The sequence below is a fragment of the Orrella sp. JC864 genome (assembly GCF_037026685.1).
GTDB lineage: Bacteria > Pseudomonadota > Gammaproteobacteria > Burkholderiales > Burkholderiaceae_B > Orrella.
Genome location: NZ_JBANET010000020.1, coordinates 24,537 through 47,109 on the forward strand (window position 1 = coordinate 24,537; position 22,573 = coordinate 47,109).

The 22,573-nt window shown below is 70.0% G+C and carries 20 protein-coding genes and 1 pseudogene; 11 read left to right on the forward strand and 10 right to left on the reverse strand.

Going from position 1 to position 22,573, the window contains the following annotated elements; translation table 11 throughout:
• Positions 1-4: 4 nt before the first annotated feature.
• The 8 genes from hprK to V8Z80_RS16665 form a co-directional block, all read right to left on the reverse strand.
• Positions 5-931 carry an HPr(Ser) kinase/phosphatase gene (gene hprK / locus V8Z80_RS16630; RefSeq protein WP_155196298.1) on the reverse strand — a complete coding sequence of 309 codons (927 nt, stop codon included), beginning with the start codon at positions 929-931 and terminating at the stop codon, positions 5-7.
• Between the two features lie 14 nt (positions 932-945).
• On the reverse strand, positions 946-1,401 hold the full coding sequence (locus tag V8Z80_RS16635; RefSeq protein WP_155196297.1) for a PTS sugar transporter subunit IIA: 456 nt from the start codon (positions 1,399-1,401) through the stop codon (positions 946-948).
• Between the two features lie 277 nt (positions 1,402-1,678).
• Positions 1,679-1,999, reverse strand: a complete 321-nt coding sequence (hpf, locus tag V8Z80_RS16640) for a ribosome hibernation-promoting factor, HPF/YfiA family (protein WP_155196296.1) — start codon at positions 1,997-1,999, stop codon at positions 1,679-1,681.
• 143 nt (positions 2,000-2,142) lie between these two features.
• Positions 2,143-2,958: an LPS export ABC transporter ATP-binding protein gene (gene lptB, locus V8Z80_RS16645; RefSeq protein WP_336062781.1), complete on the reverse strand. Its 816-nt coding sequence runs from the start codon at positions 2,956-2,958 to the stop codon at positions 2,143-2,145.
• A gap of 11 nt (positions 2,959-2,969) precedes the next feature.
• Complete coding sequence (lptA, locus tag V8Z80_RS16650; protein WP_155196294.1) at positions 2,970-3,587, reverse strand: lipopolysaccharide transport periplasmic protein LptA; 618 nt, start codon at positions 3,585-3,587, stop codon at positions 2,970-2,972.
• A 13-nt stretch (positions 3,588-3,600) separates the two neighbouring features.
• The gene (gene lptC / locus V8Z80_RS16655; RefSeq protein WP_336062782.1) at positions 3,601-4,224 is read right to left on the reverse strand and encodes an LPS export ABC transporter periplasmic protein LptC; all 624 of its coding nucleotides are present in this window, start codon (positions 4,222-4,224) and stop codon (positions 3,601-3,603) included.
• A 3-nt stretch (positions 4,225-4,227) separates the two neighbouring features.
• Entirely contained in the window at positions 4,228-4,827 is a 600-nt protein-coding gene (locus tag V8Z80_RS16660; RefSeq protein WP_155196292.1) for a KdsC family phosphatase, read from the reverse strand.
• A 6-nt stretch (positions 4,828-4,833) separates the two neighbouring features.
• Positions 4,834-5,814, reverse strand: a complete 981-nt coding sequence (locus V8Z80_RS16665; protein ID WP_336062783.1) for a KpsF/GutQ family sugar-phosphate isomerase — start codon at positions 5,812-5,814, stop codon at positions 4,834-4,836.
• A gap of 179 nt (positions 5,815-5,993) precedes the next feature.
• On the opposite strand from V8Z80_RS16665, the gene purT reads away from it, so the two are divergent.
• From purT to V8Z80_RS16705, 8 genes and pseudogenes are all read left to right on the forward strand, one after another.
• Positions 5,994-7,208 carry a formate-dependent phosphoribosylglycinamide formyltransferase gene (gene purT, locus V8Z80_RS16670; RefSeq protein ID WP_155197433.1) on the forward strand — a complete coding sequence of 405 codons (1,215 nt, stop codon included), beginning with the start codon at positions 5,994-5,996 and terminating at the stop codon, positions 7,206-7,208.
• A 181-nt stretch (positions 7,209-7,389) separates the two neighbouring features.
• A complete protein-coding gene (locus V8Z80_RS16675; RefSeq protein WP_155197434.1) occupies positions 7,390-7,947 on the forward strand; it encodes a GbsR/MarR family transcriptional regulator in 558 nt (185 codons plus the stop codon).
• A 118-nt stretch (positions 7,948-8,065) separates the two neighbouring features.
• Positions 8,066-9,706 (forward strand): cytochrome ubiquinol oxidase subunit I, encoded by a 1,641-nt coding sequence (locus V8Z80_RS16680; RefSeq protein WP_336062784.1) that lies wholly within the window; start codon positions 8,066-8,068, stop codon positions 9,704-9,706.
• A gap of 15 nt (positions 9,707-9,721) precedes the next feature.
• Entirely contained in the window at positions 9,722-10,876 is a 1,155-nt protein-coding gene (cydB, locus tag V8Z80_RS16685; protein ID WP_336062834.1) for a cytochrome d ubiquinol oxidase subunit II, read from the forward strand.
• A gap of 15 nt (positions 10,877-10,891) precedes the next feature.
• Positions 10,892-11,011, forward strand: a pseudogene (gene cydX, locus V8Z80_RS16690) (cytochrome bd-I oxidase subunit CydX); the annotation flags it as partial.
• A gap of 71 nt (positions 11,012-11,082) precedes the next feature.
• On the forward strand, positions 11,083-12,879 hold the full coding sequence (gene cydD / locus V8Z80_RS16695) for a thiol reductant ABC exporter subunit CydD (RefSeq protein WP_442951992.1): 1,797 nt from the start codon (positions 11,083-11,085) through the stop codon (positions 12,877-12,879).
• A gap of 11 nt (positions 12,880-12,890) precedes the next feature.
• Positions 12,891-14,618, forward strand: coding sequence for a thiol reductant ABC exporter subunit CydC (cydC, locus tag V8Z80_RS16700; RefSeq protein WP_336062786.1), 1,728 nt, complete (start codon positions 12,891-12,893; stop codon positions 14,616-14,618).
• Positions 14,619-14,728: 110 nt separating this feature from the next.
• Complete coding sequence (locus V8Z80_RS16705; RefSeq protein ID WP_336062787.1) at positions 14,729-15,277, forward strand: adenine phosphoribosyltransferase; 549 nt, start codon at positions 14,729-14,731, stop codon at positions 15,275-15,277.
• Positions 15,278-15,299: 22 nt separating this feature from the next.
• On the opposite strand, the gene ilvA is transcribed toward V8Z80_RS16705, so the two are convergent.
• Complete coding sequence (gene ilvA / locus V8Z80_RS16710; protein ID WP_155194756.1) at positions 15,300-16,808, reverse strand: threonine ammonia-lyase, biosynthetic; 1,509 nt, start codon at positions 16,806-16,808, stop codon at positions 15,300-15,302.
• 460 nt (positions 16,809-17,268) lie between these two features.
• On the opposite strand from ilvA, the gene V8Z80_RS16715 reads away from it, so the two are divergent.
• Together V8Z80_RS16715 and V8Z80_RS16720 are read left to right on the forward strand one after the other, a co-directional pair.
• Positions 17,269-19,488, forward strand: coding sequence for a TonB-dependent receptor domain-containing protein (locus V8Z80_RS16715; RefSeq protein ID WP_336062790.1), 2,220 nt, complete (start codon positions 17,269-17,271; stop codon positions 19,486-19,488).
• Positions 19,489-19,549: 61 nt separating this feature from the next.
• The gene (locus tag V8Z80_RS16720; RefSeq protein WP_155194758.1) at positions 19,550-20,059 is read left to right on the forward strand and encodes a YqaA family protein; all 510 of its coding nucleotides are present in this window, start codon (positions 19,550-19,552) and stop codon (positions 20,057-20,059) included.
• Between the two features lie 19 nt (positions 20,060-20,078).
• Here the strand turns inward: V8Z80_RS16720 and V8Z80_RS16725 are convergent, their stop codons facing one another.
• Complete coding sequence (locus tag V8Z80_RS16725; RefSeq protein ID WP_155194871.1) at positions 20,079-21,071, reverse strand: LysR family transcriptional regulator; 993 nt, start codon at positions 21,069-21,071, stop codon at positions 20,079-20,081.
• Between the two features lie 282 nt (positions 21,072-21,353).
• On the opposite strand from V8Z80_RS16725, the gene V8Z80_RS16730 reads away from it, so the two are divergent.
• Positions 21,354-22,565 carry a mandelate racemase/muconate lactonizing enzyme family protein gene (locus V8Z80_RS16730; protein WP_336062793.1) on the forward strand — a complete coding sequence of 404 codons (1,212 nt, stop codon included), beginning with the start codon at positions 21,354-21,356 and terminating at the stop codon, positions 22,563-22,565.
• Positions 22,566-22,573: the final 8 nt, after the last annotated feature.

Below are 22,573 nucleotides of genomic sequence, written 5' to 3' on the forward strand. Positions count from 1 at the left end.
CGTTCTATTTGCTGTTTTGCATGATGGCGGCGGCCTGCCGCTCCATGAATTCGCCCAGGGTGTCGATGCCCCGCAGCTTCAGGATGGTGTTGCGCACGGCGGCCTCGACCAGCACCGCCAGGTTGCGGCCCGCCGCCACCTGCAGCATGACGCGCCGCACCGGCAGGCCCAGCATGTCCTGGGTCATGTCCTGCAGCGGCAGGCGCTCGAACTTGTCCTGGGCGGTGGCGCGGATCAGGTGCACGATCAGCTTCAGGCGCATCTTGCGGCGCACCGAGGTCTCGCCGAAGATGGTGCGGATGTCCAGCAGGCCCAGGCCGCGCACTTCGAGCAGGTTCTGCAGCAGCGGCGGGCAATGGCCTTCGATGACGTTGGGCGCGGTGCGCGAGAGCTCGACCGCGTCGTCGGCCACCAGGCCGTGGCCGCGCGAGATCAGTTCCAGCGCCAGCTCGCTCTTGCCCAGCCCCGATTCGCCGGTGATCAGCACGCCCAGGCCCAGCACGTCCATGAAAACGCCGTGCACCGTGGTGGTGGGCGCCAGGCGCTTGCCCAGGTAGATGCGCAGCAGGTCGATCAGCTGCGCGGCGGCGATGGGCGTGGACAGCAGCGGCACCTGCTGGCGCTCGCAGTGCTCGATGAGGTCGTCCGGGGCGCTCAGGCCGTCGCCCAGCAGGATGGCGGGCACGCCGCCGGCCAGCAGCTCTTCGATGTAGTAGACGCGCCGGCGCATTTCCAGGCGCTTGTAGAAGGCCATTTCGGGCTCGCCGAATACCTGGATGCGCGAGGGGTGGATGAGGTTCAGGTGGCCGACCAGGTCGGCGGCCGAGTCGCCTTCCTCGGGCAGGGCGTTGTCGGCCGAGGCATGCCCCGCTATCCAGGTGAACGGGATCTTGTCCGCGTTGTCGTCTACGAGATCCTGGACGGTGAGCATCGGGCGTTCGCTAGTCAGGAGTTGCCGCTGGTGAGCAGCCGGTGCACCGCGGCCGGGTCGGCCTCGGCGATGAGCCGCTCGCGCAAGGGTTTGTTCGAGAGCAGCTGCGCCAGCTCGGCAAGGATGTCCAGGTGCTGCTGGGTGGCCGTCTCGGGCACCAGCAGGATCATCAGCAGCCGCACCGGCTGGCCATCTGGCGCATCGAAGGGCACGGGCTGGGCCAGCCGGTAGAAGGCGGCCAGCGCCTCGGTCAGGCCCTTGACCCGCCCGTGCGGCACGGCCACGCCCTGGCCCAGCGCCGTCGAACCCAGGCGCTCGCGCGAGAACAGGCTGTCGAAGACGATGCTGCGCGCCAGCCCGTGGTGGTTTTCGAACAGCAGGCCGGCTTGCTCGAATGCCCGCTTCTTGCTGGTGGCCGGCAGGTCCAGGACGATGTTTCCAGCCGGCAGGATTTGCGACAGATGGTTCATGCGGACAATTATAGGTTTATATGCGGCAATGCAAAAAAAGGCCCCGCGCTGCGCCTTCGCGCTTGCTGCCGCCCGCGGGAAAGGTTCTACCCGGGTCGGGCGGCGCGACGGGGCAAGAATAGACCGGCTGCTGCGGAAAGGGAATCGGGATCGGCCGGAAGGCAACGCTTTTTCCGGCGGCGGGGATGCCGGGCGGGGGCCAGGCGCTTTGGGGAGGGCCGGGCCCGGGGCCCCCACGGACTGCCTGGGGGCGCGGGCCGCTGCACGTTGACGGGCGCTATGCCGCCATCTGCCGCTTGGCGGGCTCGTGCGAATGGTTCTGCAAACGGTCCTTGTGCTGGATGACCTTGCGATCGATCTTGTCGGCCAGGGCGTCGATGGCCGCGTAGAGGTTTTCTTCGACTGCCTCGCAGTGGATGTCCTTGCCGCGCACGCGCATGGTGATTTCCGCGCGGTGACGCAAGGGCTCTACCGAGAGCATGACCTGCGTGTCGATGACATGGTCGAAATGCCGCAGCACTCGCGCCAGCTTGTTCAAGACATATTCCCGGATGGCGGGCGTGACGTCGAGGTGGTGACCGCTGATGCTCAGGTTCATATCGGGCTCTCCTATCGAGAAAAGATGCGCCGTCGGCGCGGTTGGTACGTCTAGGCTTCCCTCCAAAAAAAATGACAGTTTCGAGTCCAGTTTATAGAGATTCGGCAGCGATTCCAACCAGCGCGCGGGCGCCCGGCTGCAGACTACATCCTGAAATGTTCGCCCAGATAGACGCGCCGCACGGCCGGGTCGCCGACGATCTCGTCGGGATGGCCGTCGGTGAGCACCTTGCCCTCGCTGATGATGTAGGCGCGGTCGCAGATCCCCAGCGTCTCGCGCACGTTGTGGTCGGTGATGAGCACGCCGATGCCCCGGCTCTTGAGAAAGCGCACGATGCGCTGGATCTCGATGACCGCGATGGGATCCACGCCGGCGAAGGGCTCGTCCAGCAGGATGAAGCGCGGCTGGGTGGCCAGGGCCCGGGCGATTTCGACGCGGCGGCGCTCGCCGCCCGATAGCGAGACCGCCATGTTGCGGCGGATGTGGCCGATCTGCAGCTCCTCGAGCAGCGACTCGAGCAGATCCTCGATCTGCTTGCCGCGCAGCAGCTTGCCATGCCGGTCCACCTGCAGCTCTAGCACGGCGCGGATGTTCTGCTCGACCGTCAGGCGGCGGAACACCGAGGCGTCCTGGGGCAGGTAGGACAAGCCCAGGCGCGCGCGCTTGTGGATGGGCATGGCCGTGACCGGCACGTCGTCGATCTCGATGCGGCCGGCGTCGGCCGGCACCAGGCCCACGATCATGTAGAAGCTGGTGGTCTTGCCCGCGCCGTTGGGGCCGAGCAGGCCCACGACCTCGCCGCTGTCGACGGAGATCGAGACGTCCTGCACGACGGTGCGCCCGCCGTAGGTCTTGCGCAGGCCGACCGCGCGCAGGCGCCCCGGGGCCTGCTGCGCGCCGGAGGCCACCGCCGCCGAGGCGGCCGGCAGGGAAGCGGGAGAGGAAGTCGATTCGCTCATGCGTCGGGCAATCAAGGTTGGGCGGCGCCCGGCTTGGCGTTGGCGCCGCCCGCCTGCGCGCAGGCGGCGGCCGCCGCCTCGGACTTGGCGCGCGGCTGGGCGATCGAGCGCACGCGCCCGCCGGGGGCCGCCGAGCCGCTTCCGCCGGTGGCCTGGTAGGTGTCGTTCTGCTGGTTGTAGCGGATGCGCTCGCCGCTGACGCTGTCAAACGGCTTGCCGCACACCAGGCGGGTGACCACGGCCTGGCCGATCATCTCGATGGTCTCGTTCCTGCCGTCGTATTCGGCGCGCTGGCCCACCGCCTCGATGACCTCGCTGGAGCCGGGCCGCACCTGGCGGATGTGCACCAGGCGGCCCTTGCCCACCGTGGCGGTGCCGTGCTGGAAGCCCTGCGCGTCCTCGCGCATTTCCAGGGTGTCGGCCCGCAGGGTCAGGTCGCCGCGCGTCATGATGACGTTGCCGGTGAAGGTGCTTTGCCGCTTGACGTCGTCGTAGTGCAAGGAGTCGGACAGGATCAGCGTGTCGGGTTCTTCGGCCTGGCCCGCGGCCTGCGCGTGCGCCGGCGCGGCGAGCAGCGAGAGGGCCAGGGTCAGCAAGGGGGCGGCGAGGCGTAGGCGCTTGGCAGGCATGGCGGTATGCGGGTCAAGGAGTCGGATTGTCGTTCAGGCGGCGGCGCCCGCTGATCGGGCCGCTGTCGGCGCCGGAAATCTGCACGTCGGTGGCCGAGTGTACGTCGAGCTGGCGGGTGCGGTTGTTGTAGCGCATGCCGGTGCCGTTCATGCGCGAGCGGCCGTTGACCACCTGCGCCGGCTTGTCGGTGTAGGCCAGGTCTTCGTCCGGCAGGATGATGATCTCTTCGCTGCGCACGTCCATGGCGGCCCGCTCGCCGTCGGCCATGCGGTGCAGGTGCGCGTCCTCGCGCATGATGATGCGCGCGCCGTCCTGGTCCATGTAGGCCTTGCGGGAGGTGCCGATGGTGACCGGGTTGCCGGCCTGCTGGCCGACCGCGCGCGGTTCGGTGATCTCGTAGGAGTCGTCGTCCGGATAATGCTGCAGCAGTGCGCCCTCGAGCCGGTTGATGGGCTTGCCGCTGGCGTCCGAGCGCAGCATCACGAACCGCTCGGCCCAGGCGTCCGGCTCGTGGGTGACGCGCCGCGGCGGGTCGATCGGGATGGCCCGCTGCGCGTAGTCGGCCGCCCACCAGGTGCCCAGCACCAGGGCGATCAGCAGGCCCAGCGCGATGAGGGTGGGAAAGCGGTCTCTCATGTCTTACTGGTTGACTCCGGGGCCCAGCAGGCCCGGCTGGAAGAAGGCGCCCAGCCGGCCCTGCGCGGCCAGGATGAGGTCGCAGCATTCGCGCGCCGCGCCGCTGCCGCCGGGACGGCTGGCGACCCAGTGCGCGGCCTGCGCGACGTAGGCCGGCGCATCCGGGACGCTGGCGGCAAAGCCCGCGCGCTGCATGGCCGGCAGGTCGATCAGGTCATCGCCCATGAAGCCGGTGTGTTCCAGTAGGACATTCAGGCGCTGCGCCAGTTCCGTCAGGGCCTGGCCCTTGTCCTGCACGCCCTGCATGACGTGGGCGATGCCCAGCTCGGCGGCGCGCCGGTCGGCGATGGGGCCCTGGCGGCCGGTGATCAGCGCCACGGTGATGCCGCTCTTGACCAGCAGGCGCAGGCCATGCCCGTCCAGGGCATGGAAGCGCTTGGCCACTTCGCCGTGTTCGCCGTACCACAGGCTGCCGTCGGTAAGCACGCCGTCGACGTCGAACACCATCAGGCGCAGCGGCGCCAGGCGTTCGCGCACGGCCGGCGGCACGCGCGACAGGACCAGGGCTTCGGCGGGATGCGGGGGGGTAAGCGTCGGTTCCATCTCGTATCAGACTACCTTGGCGGCCATCAGGTCGTGCATGTGCAGGGCGCCGGCCAGGCGGCCTTCCCCGTCCAGCACGAGCATCTGGCTGATTTTCAGTTCGTCCATCCGGGCGGCGGCGTCCACGGCCAGGGCTTCGGCGGCGATGGTGCGGGGGTTGCGCGTCATGCCTTCGGTCACGGGCAGGCCGCGCACGTCCCCGCGTTTTTCGATCAGGCGGCGCAGGTCCCCGTCGGTGAAGATGCCCACGGGGCGGCGCTGCGGATCCAGCACCACTGCCATGCCCATGCCCTTGGCCGAGATCTCCTCGAGCGCCTGAAACACGGTGGCGTCCTGGGCCACCGCCGGCAGGGCGGCGCCGCGCCGCATGACGTCGCCCACGTGGGTAAGCAGCCGGCGTCCCAGGGCCCCGCCCGGGTGCGAGCGGGCGAAATCCTCGGGGCCGAAGCCGCGGGCCTGCAGGCAGGCCACCGCCAGCGCATCGCCCAGCGCCAGGGCGGCGGTGGTGCTGGCGGTGGGCGCCAGGTTCAGCGGGCAGGCCTCGTGCTCGACCGCGCCGTCCAGGTGCACGTCCGCCAGCCGGGCCAGCTCCGAGTCGGGGTTGCCGGTGATGGCGACGATCCGCGCGCCCATGCGGCGCGCTGGCGGGATGATGGTGAGCAGTTCCTGGCTGGCGCCCGAGTGCGACAGGCACAGCATGACGTCCTGGGACGTGATCATGCCCAGGTCGCCGTGCACCGCCTCGGCGGCATGCATGAAGAAGGCCGGCGTGCCGGTCGAGGCCAGGGTGGCGGCGATCTTGCGCGCCACATGGCCGGTCTTGCCCAGGCCGCTGACCACCACGCGGCCCTTGCACTGCAGCAGCAGCTCGCAGGCCTGCGCGAAACTGTCGTCCAGCCGCCGGGCCAGCGTCTCGATGGCCTGGGCCTCGATGCGCAGGGTGCGCCGGGCGCTTTCCAGGGCCGTGTGGGTCGGGGTTGCGTTCATCGCCGGAGTTTAATTCATCGCCAGCCGCCCGGCAGGGCGGACAAGGGGGCGCCCGCCGGCGCGGCGGGCCCGGCCGCCCCCGGGCCGGCCCTGCCTGTTTGCGGGGGGCGGCGCCGCTGTGGCAAGCTTTCGCGTCTTTTCCCGCATCCTTTTCTTTCACGACGCTCAAGGCGCCCGCCATGTCCGACATTCCCGCTCCCATTCTTGGTACTCCTTCCAGTCCTTCGGCCACGCGCGTGATGCTGCTGGGCGCCGGCGAACTGGGCAAGGAGGTCGTCATCGCCCTGCAGCGCCTGGGCGTGGAAGTGATCGCCGTCGACCGCTACGAGAACGCCCCCGGCCACCAGGTCGCGCACCGCGCCCACGTGGTGGCCATGACCGATGCCCAGGCGCTGCGCCGCGTCATCGAGGCCGAGCGGCCCGACGTGGTGGTGCCCGAGATCGAGGCCATCGCCACCGACCTGCTGGTCGAGCTCGAGGCGGCCGGGGTCACGCGCGTCACGCCCACGGCGCGCGCCGCCCGCCTGACCATGAACCGCGAGGGCATCCGCCGCCTGGCGGCCGAGACCCTGGGCCTGCCCACTTCGCCCTACCGTTTCGTCGATACCGAGGACGAGCTGCGCGCGGCCATCGGCCAGATCGGCTATCCCTGCGTGATCAAGCCGGTCATGTCCTCCTCGGGCAAGGGCCAGTCCGTCATCCGGGGCGAGCAGGACGTGGCCCAGGCCTGGCGCTACGCCCAGGAGGGCGGCCGGGTGGGCGGCGGGCGCGCCATTGTCGAGGGTTTTATCGACTTCGACTACGAGATCACCTTGCTGACCGTGCGCTGCCGCGGCGCGGACGGCAGCGTGCAGACGCGCTTTTGCGACCCCATCGGCCATCGCCAGGTGGACGGCGACTACGTCGAGAGCTGGCAGCCGCATCCCATGTCGCCGCGCGCGCTCGAGCGGGCCCGGGAGATCGCGCTGGCGGTCACCGGCGAGCTGGGCGGGCTGGGGCTGTTCGGCGTGGAGCTGTTCGTGGCCGGCGACCAGGTCTGGTTCTCGGAGGTCAGCCCGCGCCCGCACGACACCGGCATGGTCACGATGATCACCCAGGAGCAGAACGAGTTCGAGCTGCATGCGCGCGCCCTGCTGGGGCTGCCGGTGGACACCAGCCTGCGCCGGCCGGGCGCCAGCAGCGTGATCTACGGCGGCGTGCAGGCGCAGGGCGTGCGTTTTCACGGCGTGGCGCAGGCCCTGGCCGAGCCGGGCACCGACATCCGCCTGTTCGGCAAGCCCGAATCCTATGTGCGCCGGCGCATGGGCGTGGCGCTGGCCACGGCCCCGGACGTGCAGGCCGCCCGCGAAAAGGCGGTGCGTGTCTCGCAGGGCGTGACGGTCGCGGCGCCGTAGCTTTGCGCCGGCAGGGTCGGCGCGCGGGCCGCGCACCCGATCCCGCTGCCGTTTGACCTGGATCAAGGCCCCGCCCGGGGCAGGCAGGCACACTGAGGGCCTTGCTTGCGCCGGGTTTCTTTTTGTTTGATAATTTCAGAAATTTCTGAAATCACTGTAACTGATGAAAAGGCCCGGCAGCATGAAACTCACCCCCCAGACCGAACGTTTCGTGCTGCATTTCGGCGAAATGGGCAGCCGCTGGGGCGTAAACCGCACGGTGGGCCAGATCTATGCGCTCATTTTTTTGTCCGAGCATCCGCTCAATGCCGACGAAATCGCCGAAACCCTGGGTTTTTCGCGCTCGAACGTCAGCATGGGCCTGAAGGAGCTGCAGTCATGGCGGCTGGTCAAGCTGGTGCACCAGGTCGGCGATCGGCGCGACTACTTCGATTCGCCCAAGGACGTCTGGGAGATCTTCCGCGTGCTGGTCGAGGAAAAACGCAAGCGCGAGATCGATCCGACCCTGACCCTGCTGCGCGACACGCTGATCGAGGCGCCGGCCGACCAGGCCGAGCGCCATGCCCAGCAGCGCATGAAAGAGATGCTCGAGCTGATCGAGCTGTCCACCGCCTGGTTCGACGAGATCCAGCGCCTGCCGCCCGAGACGCTCGAGCGCCTGATGCGCCTGGGCTCGAAGGTGCAGAAAGTGCTGGGCCTGGCCGGCAAGCTGCGCGGCGGCGCCGGCCCGGACCGATAGGGGCGGGCGACGGGATGCTCCGCCGCATGAACCCCTTGCCCGCCTTGCTTCGCAACGGGCCCGCCGGGCCCCGGCCGCACGCCTGCCGCGTGCATGTTTCCTGTCAGGGCAGATCATCATGATCGACGTCGTCGACCTGTCGCGGCTGCAGTTCGCCGCGACCGCCATGTTCCACTTCATCTTCGTGCCGCTCACGCTGGGGCTGTCCTTCCTGATCGCCATCATGGAAAGCGTCTACGTGATGACCGGGCGCACCATCTGGCGCAAGATGACCCAGTTCTGGGGCGTGCTGTTCGGCATCAACTTCGCGCTGGGCGTGGGCACGGGGGTGGTGATGGAGTTCCAGTTCGGCATGAACTGGTCCTACTACAGCCACTACGTGGGCGATATCTTCGGCGCGCCGCTGGCGCTTGAAGGGCTGATGGCCTTCTTCCTGGAGGCGACCTTCGTGGGCCTGTTCTTCTTCGGCTGGGACCGCCTGTCCAAGGTCGGCCACCTGGCCGTCACCTGGCTGGTGGCCTTGGGGACCAACCTGTCGGCATTGTGGATCCTGATCGCCAACGGCTGGATGCAGAACCCGGTCGGCTCGCGCTTCAATCCCGAAACCATGCGCATGGAAATGACCGACTTCGCCGCGGTGGTCTTCAACCCCGTCGCCCAGGCCAAGTTCGTGCACACGGTCAGCGCCGGCTACGTCACCGGCGCCATGTTCGTCATGTCCATCAGCGCCTGGTACCTGCTGCGCGGGCGCCACATCGACCTGGCCAAGCGTTCCATGGCGGTGGCGGCCAGCTTCGGCCTGGCCTCGGCCCTGTCGGTGGTGGTGCTGGGCGACGAAAGCGGGTATCTCACCACCGAGCACCAGCGCATGAAGATCGCCGCGATGGAGGCCATGTGGCATACCGAGCCGGCGCCGGCCAGCTTCAACCTGTTCGCCATTCCCGACCAGCAGGCCCGCAGCAATCATTTCGCCGTGGAGATTCCCTACGTCATGGGCATCATCGGCACGCGTTCGCTGACCACGCCCATGCTGGGCATCGAGGACCTGGTCAAGAGCGCCGAGCAGCGTGTGCGCAACGGCGTGACGGCCTATGCCGCCCTGCAGGCCGTGCGGGCCGACCCCGGCGACGCGCAGGCCCGCCAGGTGTTCGACCGGACCTGGAAGGACCTGGGCTACGGCCTGCTGCTCAAGCGCTACCGCGAGGACATCGCACAGGCCACCGACGAGGAAATCGCCCGCGCGGCCTGGGACACCGTGCCCGCCGTGGCCCCGCTGTTCTGGAGCTTTCGCCTGATGGTGGGCCTGGGCCTGTACTTCATCGTGTTCTTCGCGGTGGCCTTCTGGCTGGCCTCGCGCGGGCGCCTGGCCAGCCACCCGCGCCTGCTCAAGATCGCCTTCTGGAGCCTGCCGCTGCCCTGGGTGGCCATCGAGGCGGGCTGGTTCGTGGCCGAGTACGGCCGCCAGCCCTGGGTGATCGAAGGCGTGCTGCCCACCTTCTATGCGGCCTCGGGCCTGACCCTGACGGACCTGGCGATCAGCATGAGCGTCTACATGGCCCTGTACACCGCCCTGGCCATCGTGGGCTACAAGATCATGAAGCGCGCCATCGTGGCCGGCCCCAAGGACGACCAGCCTGCCCCGCAGCCGCCCCGGCCGCAGCCCGAACCGCAAGCGCAGCCGCAAGTTCAACCCCAGCCGGCGGCCGAACCCGCCGGCGCCGCCGACCCCCTTGGCGGCGGCCTGTCGCCGGCCAACTGAGCACGGAGCCCAATGATGGATTCTTCCCTGATTCCCCTGGATTACGCCACGCTGCGCGTGGTGTGGTGGGCCCTGATGGGCGCGCTGATCATCGGCTTTGCGGTCATGGACGGCTTTGACCTGGGCGTGGCGGCGCTGCTGCCCGTGGTCGCGCGCACCGACGGCGAGCGCCGCGTCATGCTCAACCTGGTCGGCCCGGTCTGGGAGGGCAACCAGGTCTGGCTGATCACCGCCGGCGGGGCCATTTTCGCGGCCTGGCCGCTGCTGTACGCCACCTCCTTCTCGGGCTTTTACCTGGCCATGCTGCTGCTGCTGGTGGCGCTGATCGTGCGGCCGGTGGGCTTCAAGTACCGCAGCAAGATCGAGGATCCGCGCTGGCGCGCCACCTGGGACGGCGTGCTGTGCTTCTCGGGCGTGGTCTCGGCCCTGGTGTTCGGCGTGGCGGTGGGCAACGTCATCCTGGGCGTGCCTTTCGGCGTGGAACCGGGCAGCATGCGGCCTTATTACGACGGTTCCTTCTTCGGACTGTTCACGCCCTTTGCCCTGCTGTGCGGCGTACTGAGCGTGGCGCTGCTGGTCACGCACGGCGCGGTGCTGCTGGCCTGGCGCACCGAGGGGCCGGTGGCGGCGCGCTCGCGCAACGTGGCGCGCTTCGGCGCGGTGGCCTGCGCGCTGCTGTTCATCGCCGGCGGCGGCTGGGTGGCCGGCCTGAACGGCTACGCGATCACCAGCCCGGTCGTCGCCGACGCGGCCTCCAACCCCATGGCCAAGACCGTCGAGCTGGCGCAGGGCGGCTGGCTGGCCAACTATGCGCGCTGGCCCCTGCTGTGGCTGGCGCCGGCGGCCGGCATCGGCGCGGCCCTGCTGACGCTGGCGCTGGTGTCGCTGCGCCGCGGCGCCGGATCCTTCGTGGCTTCCTCGGTGATGATCAGCGCCGTCATCCTGACCTTCGGCCTGTCGCTGTTCCCGTTCATCCTGCCTTCCTCGGCCGACCCGCGCGCCAGCCTGACGGTGTGGGATGCCTCTTCCAGCCACGGCACGCTGTGGATCATGCTGCTGGCCACGCTGGTCTTTTTGCCCATCGTCACGGTCTATACCGGCTGGGTGTACCGCGTCATGCGCGGCAAGGTCACCGAAGAGAGCGTCGGCGCCTCTTCCCATTCCTACTGATACGGAGCGACCGCCATGTGGTACTTCTCCTGGATACTCGGCCTGGGCCTGGCCTGCGCCTTCGCCATCCTGAACGCGATGTGGTTCGAGCTGCGCGAAGGCCACGAGCACGAGCCGCTGCCCCGCACGCAGGATCCGCTGCGCGGCGGCGCGCCGGGCGAGCGGGAAAGCGACGATCCGCTGCGCCCGCCCGGCGCCGCGGTCTCATGACCCACCCGGCCGCGCCGTTGCGCGCCGGCGCCGCGCACGCCGCGCCCGATGCCCCGGCCCAGCGCGTGGCGCTGCCGCGCGAGCATGCCCGCTGGCTGGGGGCGCAGACGCGGCTGGCGCGCGGCGCCATGTCGCTGGCGATCGCAGCGCCCCTGCTGGCCGGGGCGCTGCTGCTGGGGCAGGCCTGGCTGCTGGCCAGCGTGCTGCACCAGGCCATCGCGCTCGAGCGCGCCGCGGCCCAGCTCTGGCCGCAGATCGGCGCCATCGGGGCGCTGATGGCCCTGCGCGCGGCGCTGGCCTGGGCCGGCGAGCGGGCCGGCAACCATGCGGCAGAACACATCAAGGCCTGCGTCAGGCAGGCCTTGTTCGAGCGCCTGCTGGCGCGCGGGCCGCAATGGACGCGCAGCCAGCCGTCCGGCGAACTGGCCAGCGCCCTGGCCGAGCAGGTCGAGGCGCTGGACGGCTTCTTCTCGCGCTACCTGCCGGCCATGATCGCCGGCGCCTTCCTGCCGCTGGCCTTCGGCCTGGCCCTGCTGCCGGTGGACTGGATCGCCGCGCTGGTGCTGCTGTTGACCGCTCCGCTGATTCCCGTGTTCATGGCGCTGGTGGGCTGGGGCGCCGAGGCCGCCCATCGCAGCCACCTGCAGACCTTCGCCCGCCTGTCGGGGTTTTTCGCCGACCGGGTGCGGGGCCTGGCCACGCTCAAGCTGTTCGGCCGGGCGCAGGACGAAGCCCGCGCCGTGCGCCAGGCCAGCGAACGGGTGGCCGACAAGACGATGTCGGTGCTGCGCATCGCCTTTCTTTCCTCGGCGGTGCTGGAGTTCTTCGCCGCGCTGGGCGTGGCGGGCGTGGCGCTGTACGTGGGCCTGACCTACCTGGGTTTCCTGGACCTGCGCGCGCAGGCGCTGACGCTGCAGGCCGGCCTGTTCTGCCTGCTGATGGCGCCCGAGGTCTACATGCCCCTGCGCCAGTTCGCCGCGCATTATCACGATCGCGCGGCGGCGCGCGCCGCCGTGGCGCAGATCGCGCAAACCTTCGACGCGCTGCCCGCCGGGCCGGCGCTGCCGCCGGCCGATGCCAGCGGCCCCGCCTCCGCCGCGCAGCCCGCCTCCGCCGCGCCGCCTGCCGGCGCCTTGGGCGTATCGGCGCGGGCCCTGGCGCTGCGCGCCCCGGGGCGCCAGCAGGCGGTGCTGGCCGACGCGGCCTTCGTGCTGGCCCCGGGCGAGCATGCGGCGCTGGCCGGCCCCAGCGGGGCGGGCAAGTCCACCTTGCTCGAAGCCCTGGCGGGCTTGCGCGACGCCGAAGGCCAGCTTCGCCTGGGCGGACGGCCGCTGGCCGAGTGGCCGCAGGCGGACCTGCGCCGCCGCGTGGCGCTGATCGGGCAGCGGCCCTATCTGCATGCCGGCAGCATCGCCGAGAACCTGCGCCTGGCCCGCCCGCAGGCCAGCGCGGCCGAGCTCTTGGCCGCCGCCGAGCAGGCCCAGGTAATGGCCTTTGCGCGCGAGCTGCCCGAAGGCCTGGATACCCAGCTCGGGCCGCGCGGCTATGGCCTGTCCGGCGGGCAGGCGCAGCGCGTCGCGCTGGCGCGGCTGTTCCTGCGCGAAGATCCCGGCCTGGTGCTGCTGGACGAGCCGACCGCGCACCTGGACCCGCATACGCGCGATGCGGTGCTCGATGCCCTGCTGGCCTTCTGCCGCGGCCGCACGCTGCTCATGGCCACGCACGACGAACAGGTGCTGCGCCGTTTCGGGCGCTGCCTGCGCATCGACGGCCACGGGAGGCTGCAGGGATGAAGGCCGGCCGCATGCCCGCCACGACGCCGGCGCCGGACCAGGCCGGCCAGGCCGGCGCGCGGCCGGTGCGCGCGCTATGGCGCCTGCTTGCTCCGCTGTACCGCCGCCGCTGGCGCGCCTTGCTGCTGGCCGGTGCGCTGGCAGGGATCACGCTGGCGGCCGGCGTGGGCCTGCTGGGCGTGTCCGGCTGGTTCCTGACCGCGGCCGCGCTTTCCACGGCCGGCGTGGCGTTCAATCTTTTCGCCCCGTCGGCGTTGGTGCGGGGCCTGTCCTTCGTGCGCATCCTGGCGCGCTATGGCGAGCGGGTCACCGGACACGCCGCCACGCTGCAGCTGCTGGCCGACCTGCGCAGCCGCATCTTCGGCAAGCTGCTGGCGCTGGACGCGGCGCAGCTGGGGCGCTGGCGCGACGGCGAGCTCGTGGCGCGCCTGACCGGCGATGTGGACGCGGTCGATACCGTGTTCCTGCAGATACTGGTGCCCATGGCCTGCGCGCTGGCCGGCGGCTTGGCGCTGGCCCTGGCGCTGGGGCTTTGGCTGCCCGGGGCAGGATGGCTGCTTGCCGCCGCGGCGCTGGGCAGCGCGCTGCTGCTGCCGGCCTGGCTGGCCTGGCGCAGCCGGGCGCCGGGCCAGGCCGCGCAGCAGGCCCTGGCCGACCTGCGCGGCCAGGTGCTGCAGGCCGTCGAGGGGCACGCGGACCTGCGCGGCCTGGATGCCGAGCCGCAGGCCCTGCGCGCGTTCGCCCGGTCCTGCCGGCAGGCCGGGCAGGCGCGCCGCCGCCAGGCCGCGCTGGGCTCGGCCGGGCAGGCCGGCCTGCAGCTGCTGGCCGGCGCGGCGGTGCTGGCCGTGCTGGTGCTGGGCTTGGACGCCTTGCGGGCCGGCACGCTCTCGGGCCCCATGCTGGCCGGGCTGCTGTTGGCCACCCTGGGTTTCTTCGAGGTGGCCGGCCCGCTGATGCGCGGCGCGGCGCGGCTGGGCGGCGCCGTATCGGCCGGGGCGCGCATCGCGGCCGTGGCCGCGCTGCGCCCGGCCATCGGCGATCCCTTGCGTCCCCAGGCCCCGCCGCAATCGAGCGCCTTGCGCATGGAGCAGGTCGGCTATGGCTACCGCGCCGGCAGGCCGGTGCTGCAGGACGTTACGCTGCGGGCCGAGCCGGGGCGGCGCATCGCCCTGGCCGGCGCCAGCGGCTCGGGCAAGTCCACGCTGCTGCACCTGTTGCTGCGCCTGGCCGATCCGGACCAGGGCAGGGTGCTGCTGGGCGGTCGCGACCTGCGCGACCTGCGCCTGGCCGATGTGCATGCGCGCATCGCCCTGTTGTCCCAGCATGCGCCGGTGTTCCTGGGCACGCTGCGCAGCAATCTGCTGATCGGCGCGCCCGATGCCGACGACGAGCGCCTGTGGCGCGCGCTGGAGGCCGTGGGCCTGGCTGGTTTCGTGCGCGGCCTGCCCGAAGGGCTGGATACCTGGACCGGCGAGACCGGCCGCAGCCTGTCGGCCGGGCAGGCGCGCCGCCTGTGCCTGGCGCGCGTGCTGCTGGGGCCGGCCCAGGTGCTGCTGCTGGACGAACCCACCGAAGGGCTGGACGCGCAGGCCGAGCGGGCGTTCTGGCTGGACCTGCCGCAGGCGGCGGCCGGGCGCACCGTGATCATCGCCACCCATGCCCGGCTGCCGGCCGGCGTGGTGGACGAAACCTGGCGCCTGCACGAGGGCCGGCTGCAGGACCGGCCCGAAGCGGCCTGAGCCCCGCACCCGGGACAGGCCCGGCATCGCCGGGGCCGGCGCGCCGGCCGCCGGTTCGCTGGCCGCGTTATAGTGCTCGCTGCCAGCCCTTTCACTGGACGCCCGCCGCCATGCACACTCCCGCCGCCCAGCTCATCCGCAACGCCGTCGCGAGCGTGCGCGATTGGCCCCAGCCCGGCGTCACCTTCCGCGACATCACGCCCATCCTGCAGGATCCGCGCATCTTCCGGATGCTGATCGACCTGTTCATCTATCGCTATATGGACCGCCGCCTGGACCTGGTGGTCAGCATCGACGCGCGCGGGTTCATCCTGGGCAGCGCCCTGGCCTATGAGCTGAAGCTGGGTTTCGTGCCCATCCGCAAGCAGGGCAAGCTGCCGCGTCCCACCGTGCGCGAGCAGTACGAACTCGAATACGGCACGGCCACCGCCGAAATCCACGCCGATGCGGTCAAGCCCGGCCAGCGCGTGCTGCTGGTCGATGACCTGATCGCCACTGGCGGCACCATGCTGGCCGGCATCAAGCTGCTGCAGCGGCTGGGGGCGAACGTGCTGGAGGCCGCCGCCATCATCGATTTGCCGCAGGTGGGCGGCTCGCGCCTGATCGAGCAGACCGGCACGCCGCTCTATACGGTGTGCCGCTTCGACGAGGACGAATGAGCCGGGCCGTGCGGCCCGGCCGCTACAGGAACAGCCGGTAGGCCGGGTTGTCGGTCTCGTTCCAGTACGGGTAGCCCAGGTCGGCCAAAAATTCCTTGTAGCGCTTCTTGTCCGAGGCCGGCACCTGTATGCCCACCAGGATGCGGCCGTAGTCCGCGCCCTGGTTGCGGTAGTGGAACAGGCTGATGTTCCATTCCTGCGGCATGGCGTTCAAGAAACGCATCAGCGCGCCGGGCCGTTCGGGAAATTCGAAGCGGTACAGCAGCTCGTCGTGCGCCAGCGGCGAGCGCCCACCGACCATGTGGCGCAAGTGCGTCTTGGCCATTTCGTCGTGGGTCAGGTCCAGCACGTCAAAGCCATGCTTGCGGAAATTGGCGGCCATCCTGGCCGGCTCCGCCGGCGAGGCCACCTGCACGCCCACGAAGACGTGGGCCTTGTCCGCATCCGAGATGCGGTAGTTGAACTCGGTGACGTTGCGCGGGCCGACCAGCTCGCAAAAGCGCCGGAAGCTGCCGCGCTGCTCGGGCATGGTGACGGCGAACAGGGCCTCGCGCGCCTCGCCGACCTCGGCGCGCTCGGCCACGAAGCGCAAGCGGTCGAAGTTCATGTTGGCGCCGCAGGCGATCGCCACCACGGTCTTGTTCTTCCACTTGTGTTCCTGGCAGTACTGCTTGGCGCCGGCCAGGGCGAGCGCCCCGGCCGGTTCGAGCACGCTGCGCGTTTCCTGGAAGACGTCCTTGATCGCGGCGCAGATGGCGTCGGTATCCACCACCACGAAATCGTCCACGTGCTGCCGCACCAGGCGGAAAGTCTCGGCGCCCACCTGCTTGACCGCGGTGCCGTCCGAGAACAGGCCCACGTCCGGCAGCTGCACCCGCCGCCCGGCCCGCACGCTGCGCACCATGGCGTCCGAGTCCTCGGTCTGTACGCCGATGATCTTGATCTCCGGGCGCAGCTGCTTGATGTAGGCGGCCACGCCGGCGATCAGCCCGCCGCCGCCGATGGCCACGAAGATGGCGTCGATGGGGCCGGGGTGCTGGCGCAGGATCTCCATGCCCACCGTGCCCTGGCCGGCGATCACGTCCGGATCGTCGAAAGGATGGACGAAGGTGAGCTTTTCCTTCTTTTCCAGTTCCTGCGCGTGTTCGTAGGCGTCCGAGAAGCTGTCGCCGGCCAGCACGACCTCGCCGCCCCAGCCGCGCACCGCGTCGATCTTGACTTGCGGGGTGGTCACCGGCATGACGATGACGGCCCGGCAGCCCAGCCGGCTGGCGGCCAGCGCCACGCCTTGCGCATGGTTGCCGGCCGAGGCCGCGATCACGCCGCGCGCCAGCGCCGCCGGGGGCAGGTTGGCCATCTTGTTGTAGGCGCCGCGCAGCTTGAAGCTGAACACCGCCTGCGCGTCTTCCCGCTTGAGCAGCACCGCGTTCGAAATTCGCTCGGACAGCAAGGGGGCGTGTTCCAGGGGCGATTCGACGGCGACGTCATAGACCTTGGACGTCAGGATGCGTTTGAGGTAATCGGCGGACATTACGGCGGAAGGACGGTGGGAAGCGCCGGCGCCAGGCAGGAATGCGCTCGGCAGGAGAAATAGCGGGCCAGATTACCACAGCGCCCAGCCCGCTCTTACCGCAGCGCCCAGTCCGCTCGCGCTCGTGGCCAGGGGACTGGCCGGCGCCGCGCCATCCCGGTCCGCCGTCTGTCCGATGGCGCGATGGCCCGGGCCGTCGGCCTGGCTGCCATGCCTGGCCCAGCTGGTCAGCGGCTTGTCAGCTACCTGACTGATGCCTGAATGCAACAGTGTCCCCGCTTATTTCGCCTTCTTTGGCCAGCTTTTAAGAACTTTACGTTTCCCCACCGTATAAAAACGCAAAGATGGTTACAAACAATAATCATTCTTATTAAAAAACGGACGACGTGCTGGCTCCCCGTCGATCCGCGCTGCCCGATGCGGCACAAACCCTCCTTCGTCTCGAAAAGGATCCTCCGACATGAGCATGTCTTCCCCCCGCTTTTCCGCGCCGTTCGCGCCGGCGCGCCTGTCGCTGGCCCTGGCCTTGGCCCTGCCGGCCCTTGCCTGGTCGCAGTCCATGCCGCCCGTGCAGCAGATGCGCGAAGTCGTGGTCACCGCCAGCGGCTTCGAGCAGGATCTCAAGCAGGCGCCGGCCAGCATCAGCGTGATCAACCGCCAGCAGCTGCAAGAGCGGCGGGTGACCAGCATCGCCGATGCCCTGAGCGACGTGGAAGGGGTGGACGTGCGCGGCGGCACGGGCAAGACGGGCGGCCTGAACATCAGCATCCGCGGCCTGCCCAGCGACTACACGCTGATCCTGATCGACGGCCGGCGCCAGAACGTGGCTGGCGACGTCACGCCCAACGGCTTTGGCGAGACCAGCACCAGCTTCCTGCCGCCGGTCTCGGCCATCGAGCGCATCGAGGTGATCCGCGGCCCCATGTCCACGCTGTACGGCTCGGACGCCATGGGCGGGGTGGTCAACATCATCACGCGTCCGGTGGCCAACGAGTGGGGCGGATCGGTGACCGTCGAGCGCGGCATCCCGCAGGACAGCGACTTCAGCGACACCACCAGCACCAATTTCTACCTGAACGGACCCATCAAGCACGACCGCCTGGGCCTGGCGCTGCGCGGCAGCTACCTCAAGCGCGGCGAATCGAACCTGCACGCCTCGAACGTGGATGGCGTAGAGGTCAGCCGGCGCGGCCCCGCGCCGGTGGAGTCGGACATCTACAGCATCGGCGGCAAGCTGACCCTCAAGGCCAATGCCGATCACGACTTCTGGCTGGACCTGGACCGTTCGCGCCAGTGGTACAACAACGACGAAAGCCAGCTGGGCACGCTGGACGTGCCGGGCGACTACGCCGGTTATGCCGACTACCTGCGCTTTCACCGCGACCAGGTCGCCATCGGCCATGTCAGCCGCTTCTCGTTCGGCCGGCTCGAATCGAGCCTGATGCACAACACCACCGAGACGCTGGGCCGCACCATTCCCAACATCGCCGACAACTCGCCGCTGCGCCGCCACCTGACACCGGGCGCCGCGCGCAAGCTGGAAACCACCAACCTCGTCTTCGACAGCAAGCTGGTCACGCCCATCGGCGATGCCCACGTGCTGACCAGCGGCGTGCAGTTCTGGGACGCCCGGATGCGCGATGGCCTGGTGCCGGACAAGTACCGCCAGAAGACCTACTCGATCTTCGCGGAAGACGAATGGATGCTGCGCCAGGACCTGACCGCCACCCTGGGCCTGCGCTACGACCGGCACGACGCCTTCGGCGGCCATTTCAGCCCGCGCGGCTACCTGGTCTGGAACGCCACCGACAACTGGACGGTCAAGGGCGGCGTGAGCCGGGGCTACAAGACCCCGCGCCTGAACCAGCTGCACGACGGCATGAACGGCGTGAGCGGACAGGGCCGCACCTTGAACATCGGCAATCCCGATCTGAAGCCGGAAACCTCCACCAGCACCGAGCTGGGCCTGCTCTACGACAACCTGGCCGGCTTTACCGCGGGCGCGACGGTGTTCCACAACCGCTTCCGCGACAAGATCGCCAGCGGCAACGCGGTGCCCAACTGCGACTTCGCGGCTGAACCCAACCTGCCGGGCTGCGTCTCGATCGGCGCCTTGCCGACCCAGCGCGAGTTCGGCCAGCAGACCAACCTGGACAGCGCCACCACGCAAGGCGTGGAGCTGTCCACCCGCATTCCGCTGGCCGAGCGCTGGTCGCTGTCGATGAACTACACCTACACCGACAGCGAGGTCAAGAACGACGGCCAGGCCAACGGCGAGCTGTCGGACACGCCCAAGCACATGGCCAACGCCATGCTGCGCTGGTCGGTCAACGAGCGCTTCAGCACCTGGCTGCAGGCCGAGTACCGCGGCAAGGCCCGCCGCTTCGAGGGCGATCCGTCCAACCTGACCGGCAACGACCGGCTGGCCTACGAGGCGGTGGGCGACCTGCGCAGCTGGGCCATGCTGCACCTGGGAGCCTCGTATCGCCTGACCGACAACGTGACCCTGACCGGCAACGTCTACAACCTGCTGGACAAGGACTTCCTGAAGTACCGCTCCTACGTCAACCAGGACGGCGAGACGGTGTACATCAACGAGTACAGCCACTCGGCCCAGTCCACGCGCGGCACCATCCAGGCCGGGCGGACCTTCTGGCTGTCGGCCACCGTGACGTTCTAGCAGGGCAGGGCCGCGGGCGCCGGCGGCAATCCCCGGCGCCTGCGGCTACACTTGCCGCGTCATGGAAGACGTGCTGCTTTCCTTCATCCACGGCCTGCTGGCCACCTTGGCCCTGCCGCAGGTCGGCCTGTCCGCCATCTTCGCCATCGCGCTGGTCTCGGCCACCCTGCTGCCGCTGGGCTCCGAGCCGGCGGTGTTCGGCTACATCAAGCTCGCTCCGGACATGTTCTGGGCCGCCGTGCTGGTGGCCACGGCGGGCAACACGCTGGGCGGGGCGATCAGCTACTGGATGGGCCTGGGGGCCGAAAAGGCCTACGAACGCTGGAAGGCCAAGCACGGCAAGGAGCGCGCGCCCGGCCGCTGGGATGCCCGGGCGCGCGCCTGGATGAGCCGGCTGGGGCCGCCGGCCCTGCTGTTCTCGTGGCTGCCCGTGGTGGGCGATCCGCTGTGCGCCGCGGCCGGCTGGCTGCGGCTGCGGTTCTGGCCCTGCCTGGCCTACATGGCGATCGGCAAGTTCGCCCGCTACGTGACCATGACGTATTTCCTGCTGTGGGCCGCGCAAGGCTGGTAGGCCCCCGGGCAGCCGGGCGCTAGGCGCTGCCGCGCGCCCGCGCCTGGGCCGCTTCGGCGGCCTGCGCGCGCAGGGCCGAATCCTCGGCCGGCGCGGGCTCGGCCGCGTCGCGCTGCTCCGGGTCCAGCGCGCGGATATGGCGCGTCAGCGTGGCAACGAAGGCAGCCGAGGCCGGCGACAGCGGCCGGCGCGGGTGCGTGACGCTGACCACCTGGCGCGACAGGCGCGGCGAAACGACGGCATGGCTGCGCAGCTGGCCTCTTTCCAGCCGCCGGCGCACCGCCACGCGCGGCAGCAGCGTGGCGAACTGCGTGCGCTCGACCAGCTTGATGATGCTGACCACCGAGTCGGTCTCGCACCGGGGCGCCAGGTCCACGTCCTCGGCCTGTGCAAAGCTTTCCAAAATGCCGCGCAGGCCGTGGTGGCGGGTCGGCAGGGCCAGCTCCAGCGTGGGCACCACGCGAAACGGCACGCTGGGCGGCAGGGCCTGGCGATGGTGCACGCCGGTCAACAGCAGCAGGTCTTCGTCGGCGATGTGCTCGACGTTCAGGGCCAGCGGGCGGCGCGGCTTGTTGATGATGGCCGCCTCGATCTGGCCGCCGGCCACCCAGTCGGCCAGCACCGCGCTGTAGCCGTCGGTCACCGTGACGTTGACCTTGGGATGGCGTTCGGCGAATTCGATCAGCGCATCCGACAGCACGCCCTGCGCGATGGAGGCGATCATGCCCACGCTGACGTGGCCGCCGAGCTCGCCGTCGGTGCGCAGGATCTGTTCGCGCGCATGCGCGAAATCGCGCAGGATGGGCAGGAACAGGCGATACATCTGGCGGCCGGCCGAAGTGGGCTGCATGCCCTGCGGGCTGCGGTCGAACAGCCGCTGTCCGAGCTCGTCCTCGAGCTTGGCGATCTGCATGCTCAGCGCCGGCTGCACGATGTTCAGGCGCTTGGCCGCGCGCGTCACGGTGCCTTCTTCGTACAGACAGACGAAGTACTGGATCTGCCGGAATTCCATGCTGGGCTCCTCGTCCACCATATCAGGAATGATGATGGATGTTATCACCGGCCTTATCTTCGTTCTATGTCCACGCCGTCCGGCAAGGCAGGCACGCACAGCTAGGGATAAACCCTGATCGCGCGGGCAGCGGCATGCAGGGAAAGGAGTACGGCCATTTTGATATCAGAAATCGTGATTGGAACAATAATTAAAGATTAATTGACGTGATATGTGTGCATTCCTACACTGCCCCTCCATCGACGACAGCGGGCCATCCGGACCCGCCGCACAGGAGACGCCATGCCGCAGACGCGCATCCCCACCGCAGCCCAGTGCCCGGCCCCGGCCGGCGCCAGCGGACCGGCGCGCGGCCTGCGGATCCGCGATGTCCACGCCTGGGCGGTCTCGTTCCCGGTGCCCGCCGAGCACAGCGTGCGGCTGGGCGTGGGCAGGGCGGTCAAGCGCGACGCCGTGGTGGTGCGGGTGCGCACCGAATGCGGCCTGATCGGCTACGGCGAATCGCATCATTGCCGCGCCCACACCACCGTGGCGCATTTCATCAATACGGCGCTGGCCGATCTGCTGCGCGGGCGCGATGCCGGGGACACGGCCGGCGCCTGGGAGCACGTCTATGCGCGCCAGCTGGTGGCGATGGGGCTGGGCACGGGCTGCGTGGTGGCCTACAGCGGCGTGGACATGGCCTTGTGGGACGTGCGCGGCAAGGCGGCCGGGCTGCCGCTGTATCGCCTGCTGGGCGGCGGCGGCAAGCCCGTGCCGGCCTACGCGGGCGGCGTGGCGCTGGGCTGGCAGGCGCCCGATGCACTGGCCGACGAAGCGTTGCGCCACGTGGCCGCGGGCTATCGGGCGGTCAAGCTGCGCCTGGGCGACACCCCGGCGCGCGACCTGGCCCGCGTAGCCGCGGTGCGCCGGGCCGTGGGCCAGGACGTCGCCATCCTGGCCGATGCCAACACGGCCTACAGCCTGCAGGACGCCCGCACCGTCATGCCCGGCCTGGACCAGCTGGACGTGGGCTGGCTGGAAGAGCCCTTTGCCCCCCAGGACACGCGCGCCTATGCCACGGCCCGCGCCTACGGCACGGTGCCCTTCGCCGCCGGCGAGAACCACTACACGCGCTTCGAGTTCGCGCGGCTGGTGGATGAAGCGGTGGTGGCCCATCTGCAGCCGGACCTTTCCAAGGCGGGCGGCATCACCGAGACCTTGCGCATCGCTGCGCTGGGTTCGGCGCGGCGCCTGCCGGTGCACCTGCATACGTCCATGACCGGCCTGAACATGGCCGCCAGCATCCACGTGCTGTCGGCGTTGGATAACGCCGGCTATTTCGAGGCCGATGTCTCGCGCGGCAACCGCTTTCGCGACGAGATGGTGTCCGAGCCTTTCCGGCTCGATGAACAAGGGTGCGTGCGGCCCTGCGAGGCGCCGGGCATCGGCGTGCAGGTGGACGAGGCCTTCATCCAGGCGCATCCGCCCATCGAGGGGCCGGCCTACGTTTAGCCGGGCCA

Coding starts and splice junctions, on each gene's coding strand:
- V8Z80_RS16720 (WP_155194758.1), top strand. CDS start 19,550: ATGGAAGACGTGCTGCTTTCCTTCATCCACGGCCTGCTGGCCACCTTG.
- V8Z80_RS16680 (WP_336062784.1), top strand. CDS start 8,066: ATGATCGACGTCGTCGACCTGTCGCGGCTGCAGTTCGCCGCGACCGCC.
- V8Z80_RS16730 (WP_336062793.1), top strand. CDS start 21,354: ATGCCGCAGACGCGCATCCCCACCGCAGCCCAGTGCCCGGCCCCGGCC.
- ilvA (WP_155194756.1), bottom strand. CDS start 16,808: ATGTCCGCCGATTACCTCAAACGCATCCTGACGTCCAAGGTCTATGAC.
- cydC (WP_336062786.1), top strand. CDS start 12,891: ATGCCCGCCACGACGCCGGCGCCGGACCAGGCCGGCCAGGCCGGCGCG.
- hprK (WP_155196298.1), bottom strand. CDS start 931: ATGCTCACCGTCCAGGATCTCGTAGACGACAACGCGGACAAGATCCCG.
- lptB (WP_336062781.1), bottom strand. CDS start 2,958: ATGAGCGAATCGACTTCCTCTCCCGCTTCCCTGCCGGCCGCCTCGGCG.
- lptA (WP_155196294.1), bottom strand. CDS start 3,587: ATGCCTGCCAAGCGCCTACGCCTCGCCGCCCCCTTGCTGACCCTGGCC.
- V8Z80_RS16665 (WP_336062783.1), bottom strand. CDS start 5,814: ATGAACGCAACCCCGACCCACACGGCCCTGGAAAGCGCCCGGCGCACC.
- purT (WP_155197433.1), top strand. CDS start 5,994: ATGTCCGACATTCCCGCTCCCATTCTTGGTACTCCTTCCAGTCCTTCG.
- V8Z80_RS16705 (WP_336062787.1), top strand. CDS start 14,729: ATGCACACTCCCGCCGCCCAGCTCATCCGCAACGCCGTCGCGAGCGTG.
- cydB (WP_336062834.1), top strand. CDS start 9,722: ATGGATTCTTCCCTGATTCCCCTGGATTACGCCACGCTGCGCGTGGTG.
- V8Z80_RS16635 (WP_155196297.1), bottom strand. CDS start 1,401: ATGAACCATCTGTCGCAAATCCTGCCGGCTGGAAACATCGTCCTGGAC.
- V8Z80_RS16660 (WP_155196292.1), bottom strand. CDS start 4,827: ATGGAACCGACGCTTACCCCCCCGCATCCCGCCGAAGCCCTGGTCCTG.
- V8Z80_RS16725 (WP_155194871.1), bottom strand. CDS start 21,071: ATGGAATTCCGGCAGATCCAGTACTTCGTCTGTCTGTACGAAGAAGGC.
- V8Z80_RS16715 (WP_336062790.1), top strand. CDS start 17,269: ATGAGCATGTCTTCCCCCCGCTTTTCCGCGCCGTTCGCGCCGGCGCGC.
- lptC (WP_336062782.1), bottom strand. CDS start 4,224: ATGAGAGACCGCTTTCCCACCCTCATCGCGCTGGGCCTGCTGATCGCC.
- V8Z80_RS16675 (WP_155197434.1), top strand. CDS start 7,390: ATGAAACTCACCCCCCAGACCGAACGTTTCGTGCTGCATTTCGGCGAA.
- cydD (WP_442951992.1), top strand. CDS start 11,083: ATGACCCACCCGGCCGCGCCGTTGCGCGCCGGCGCCGCGCACGCCGCG.
- hpf (WP_155196296.1), bottom strand. CDS start 1,999: ATGAACCTGAGCATCAGCGGTCACCACCTCGACGTCACGCCCGCCATC.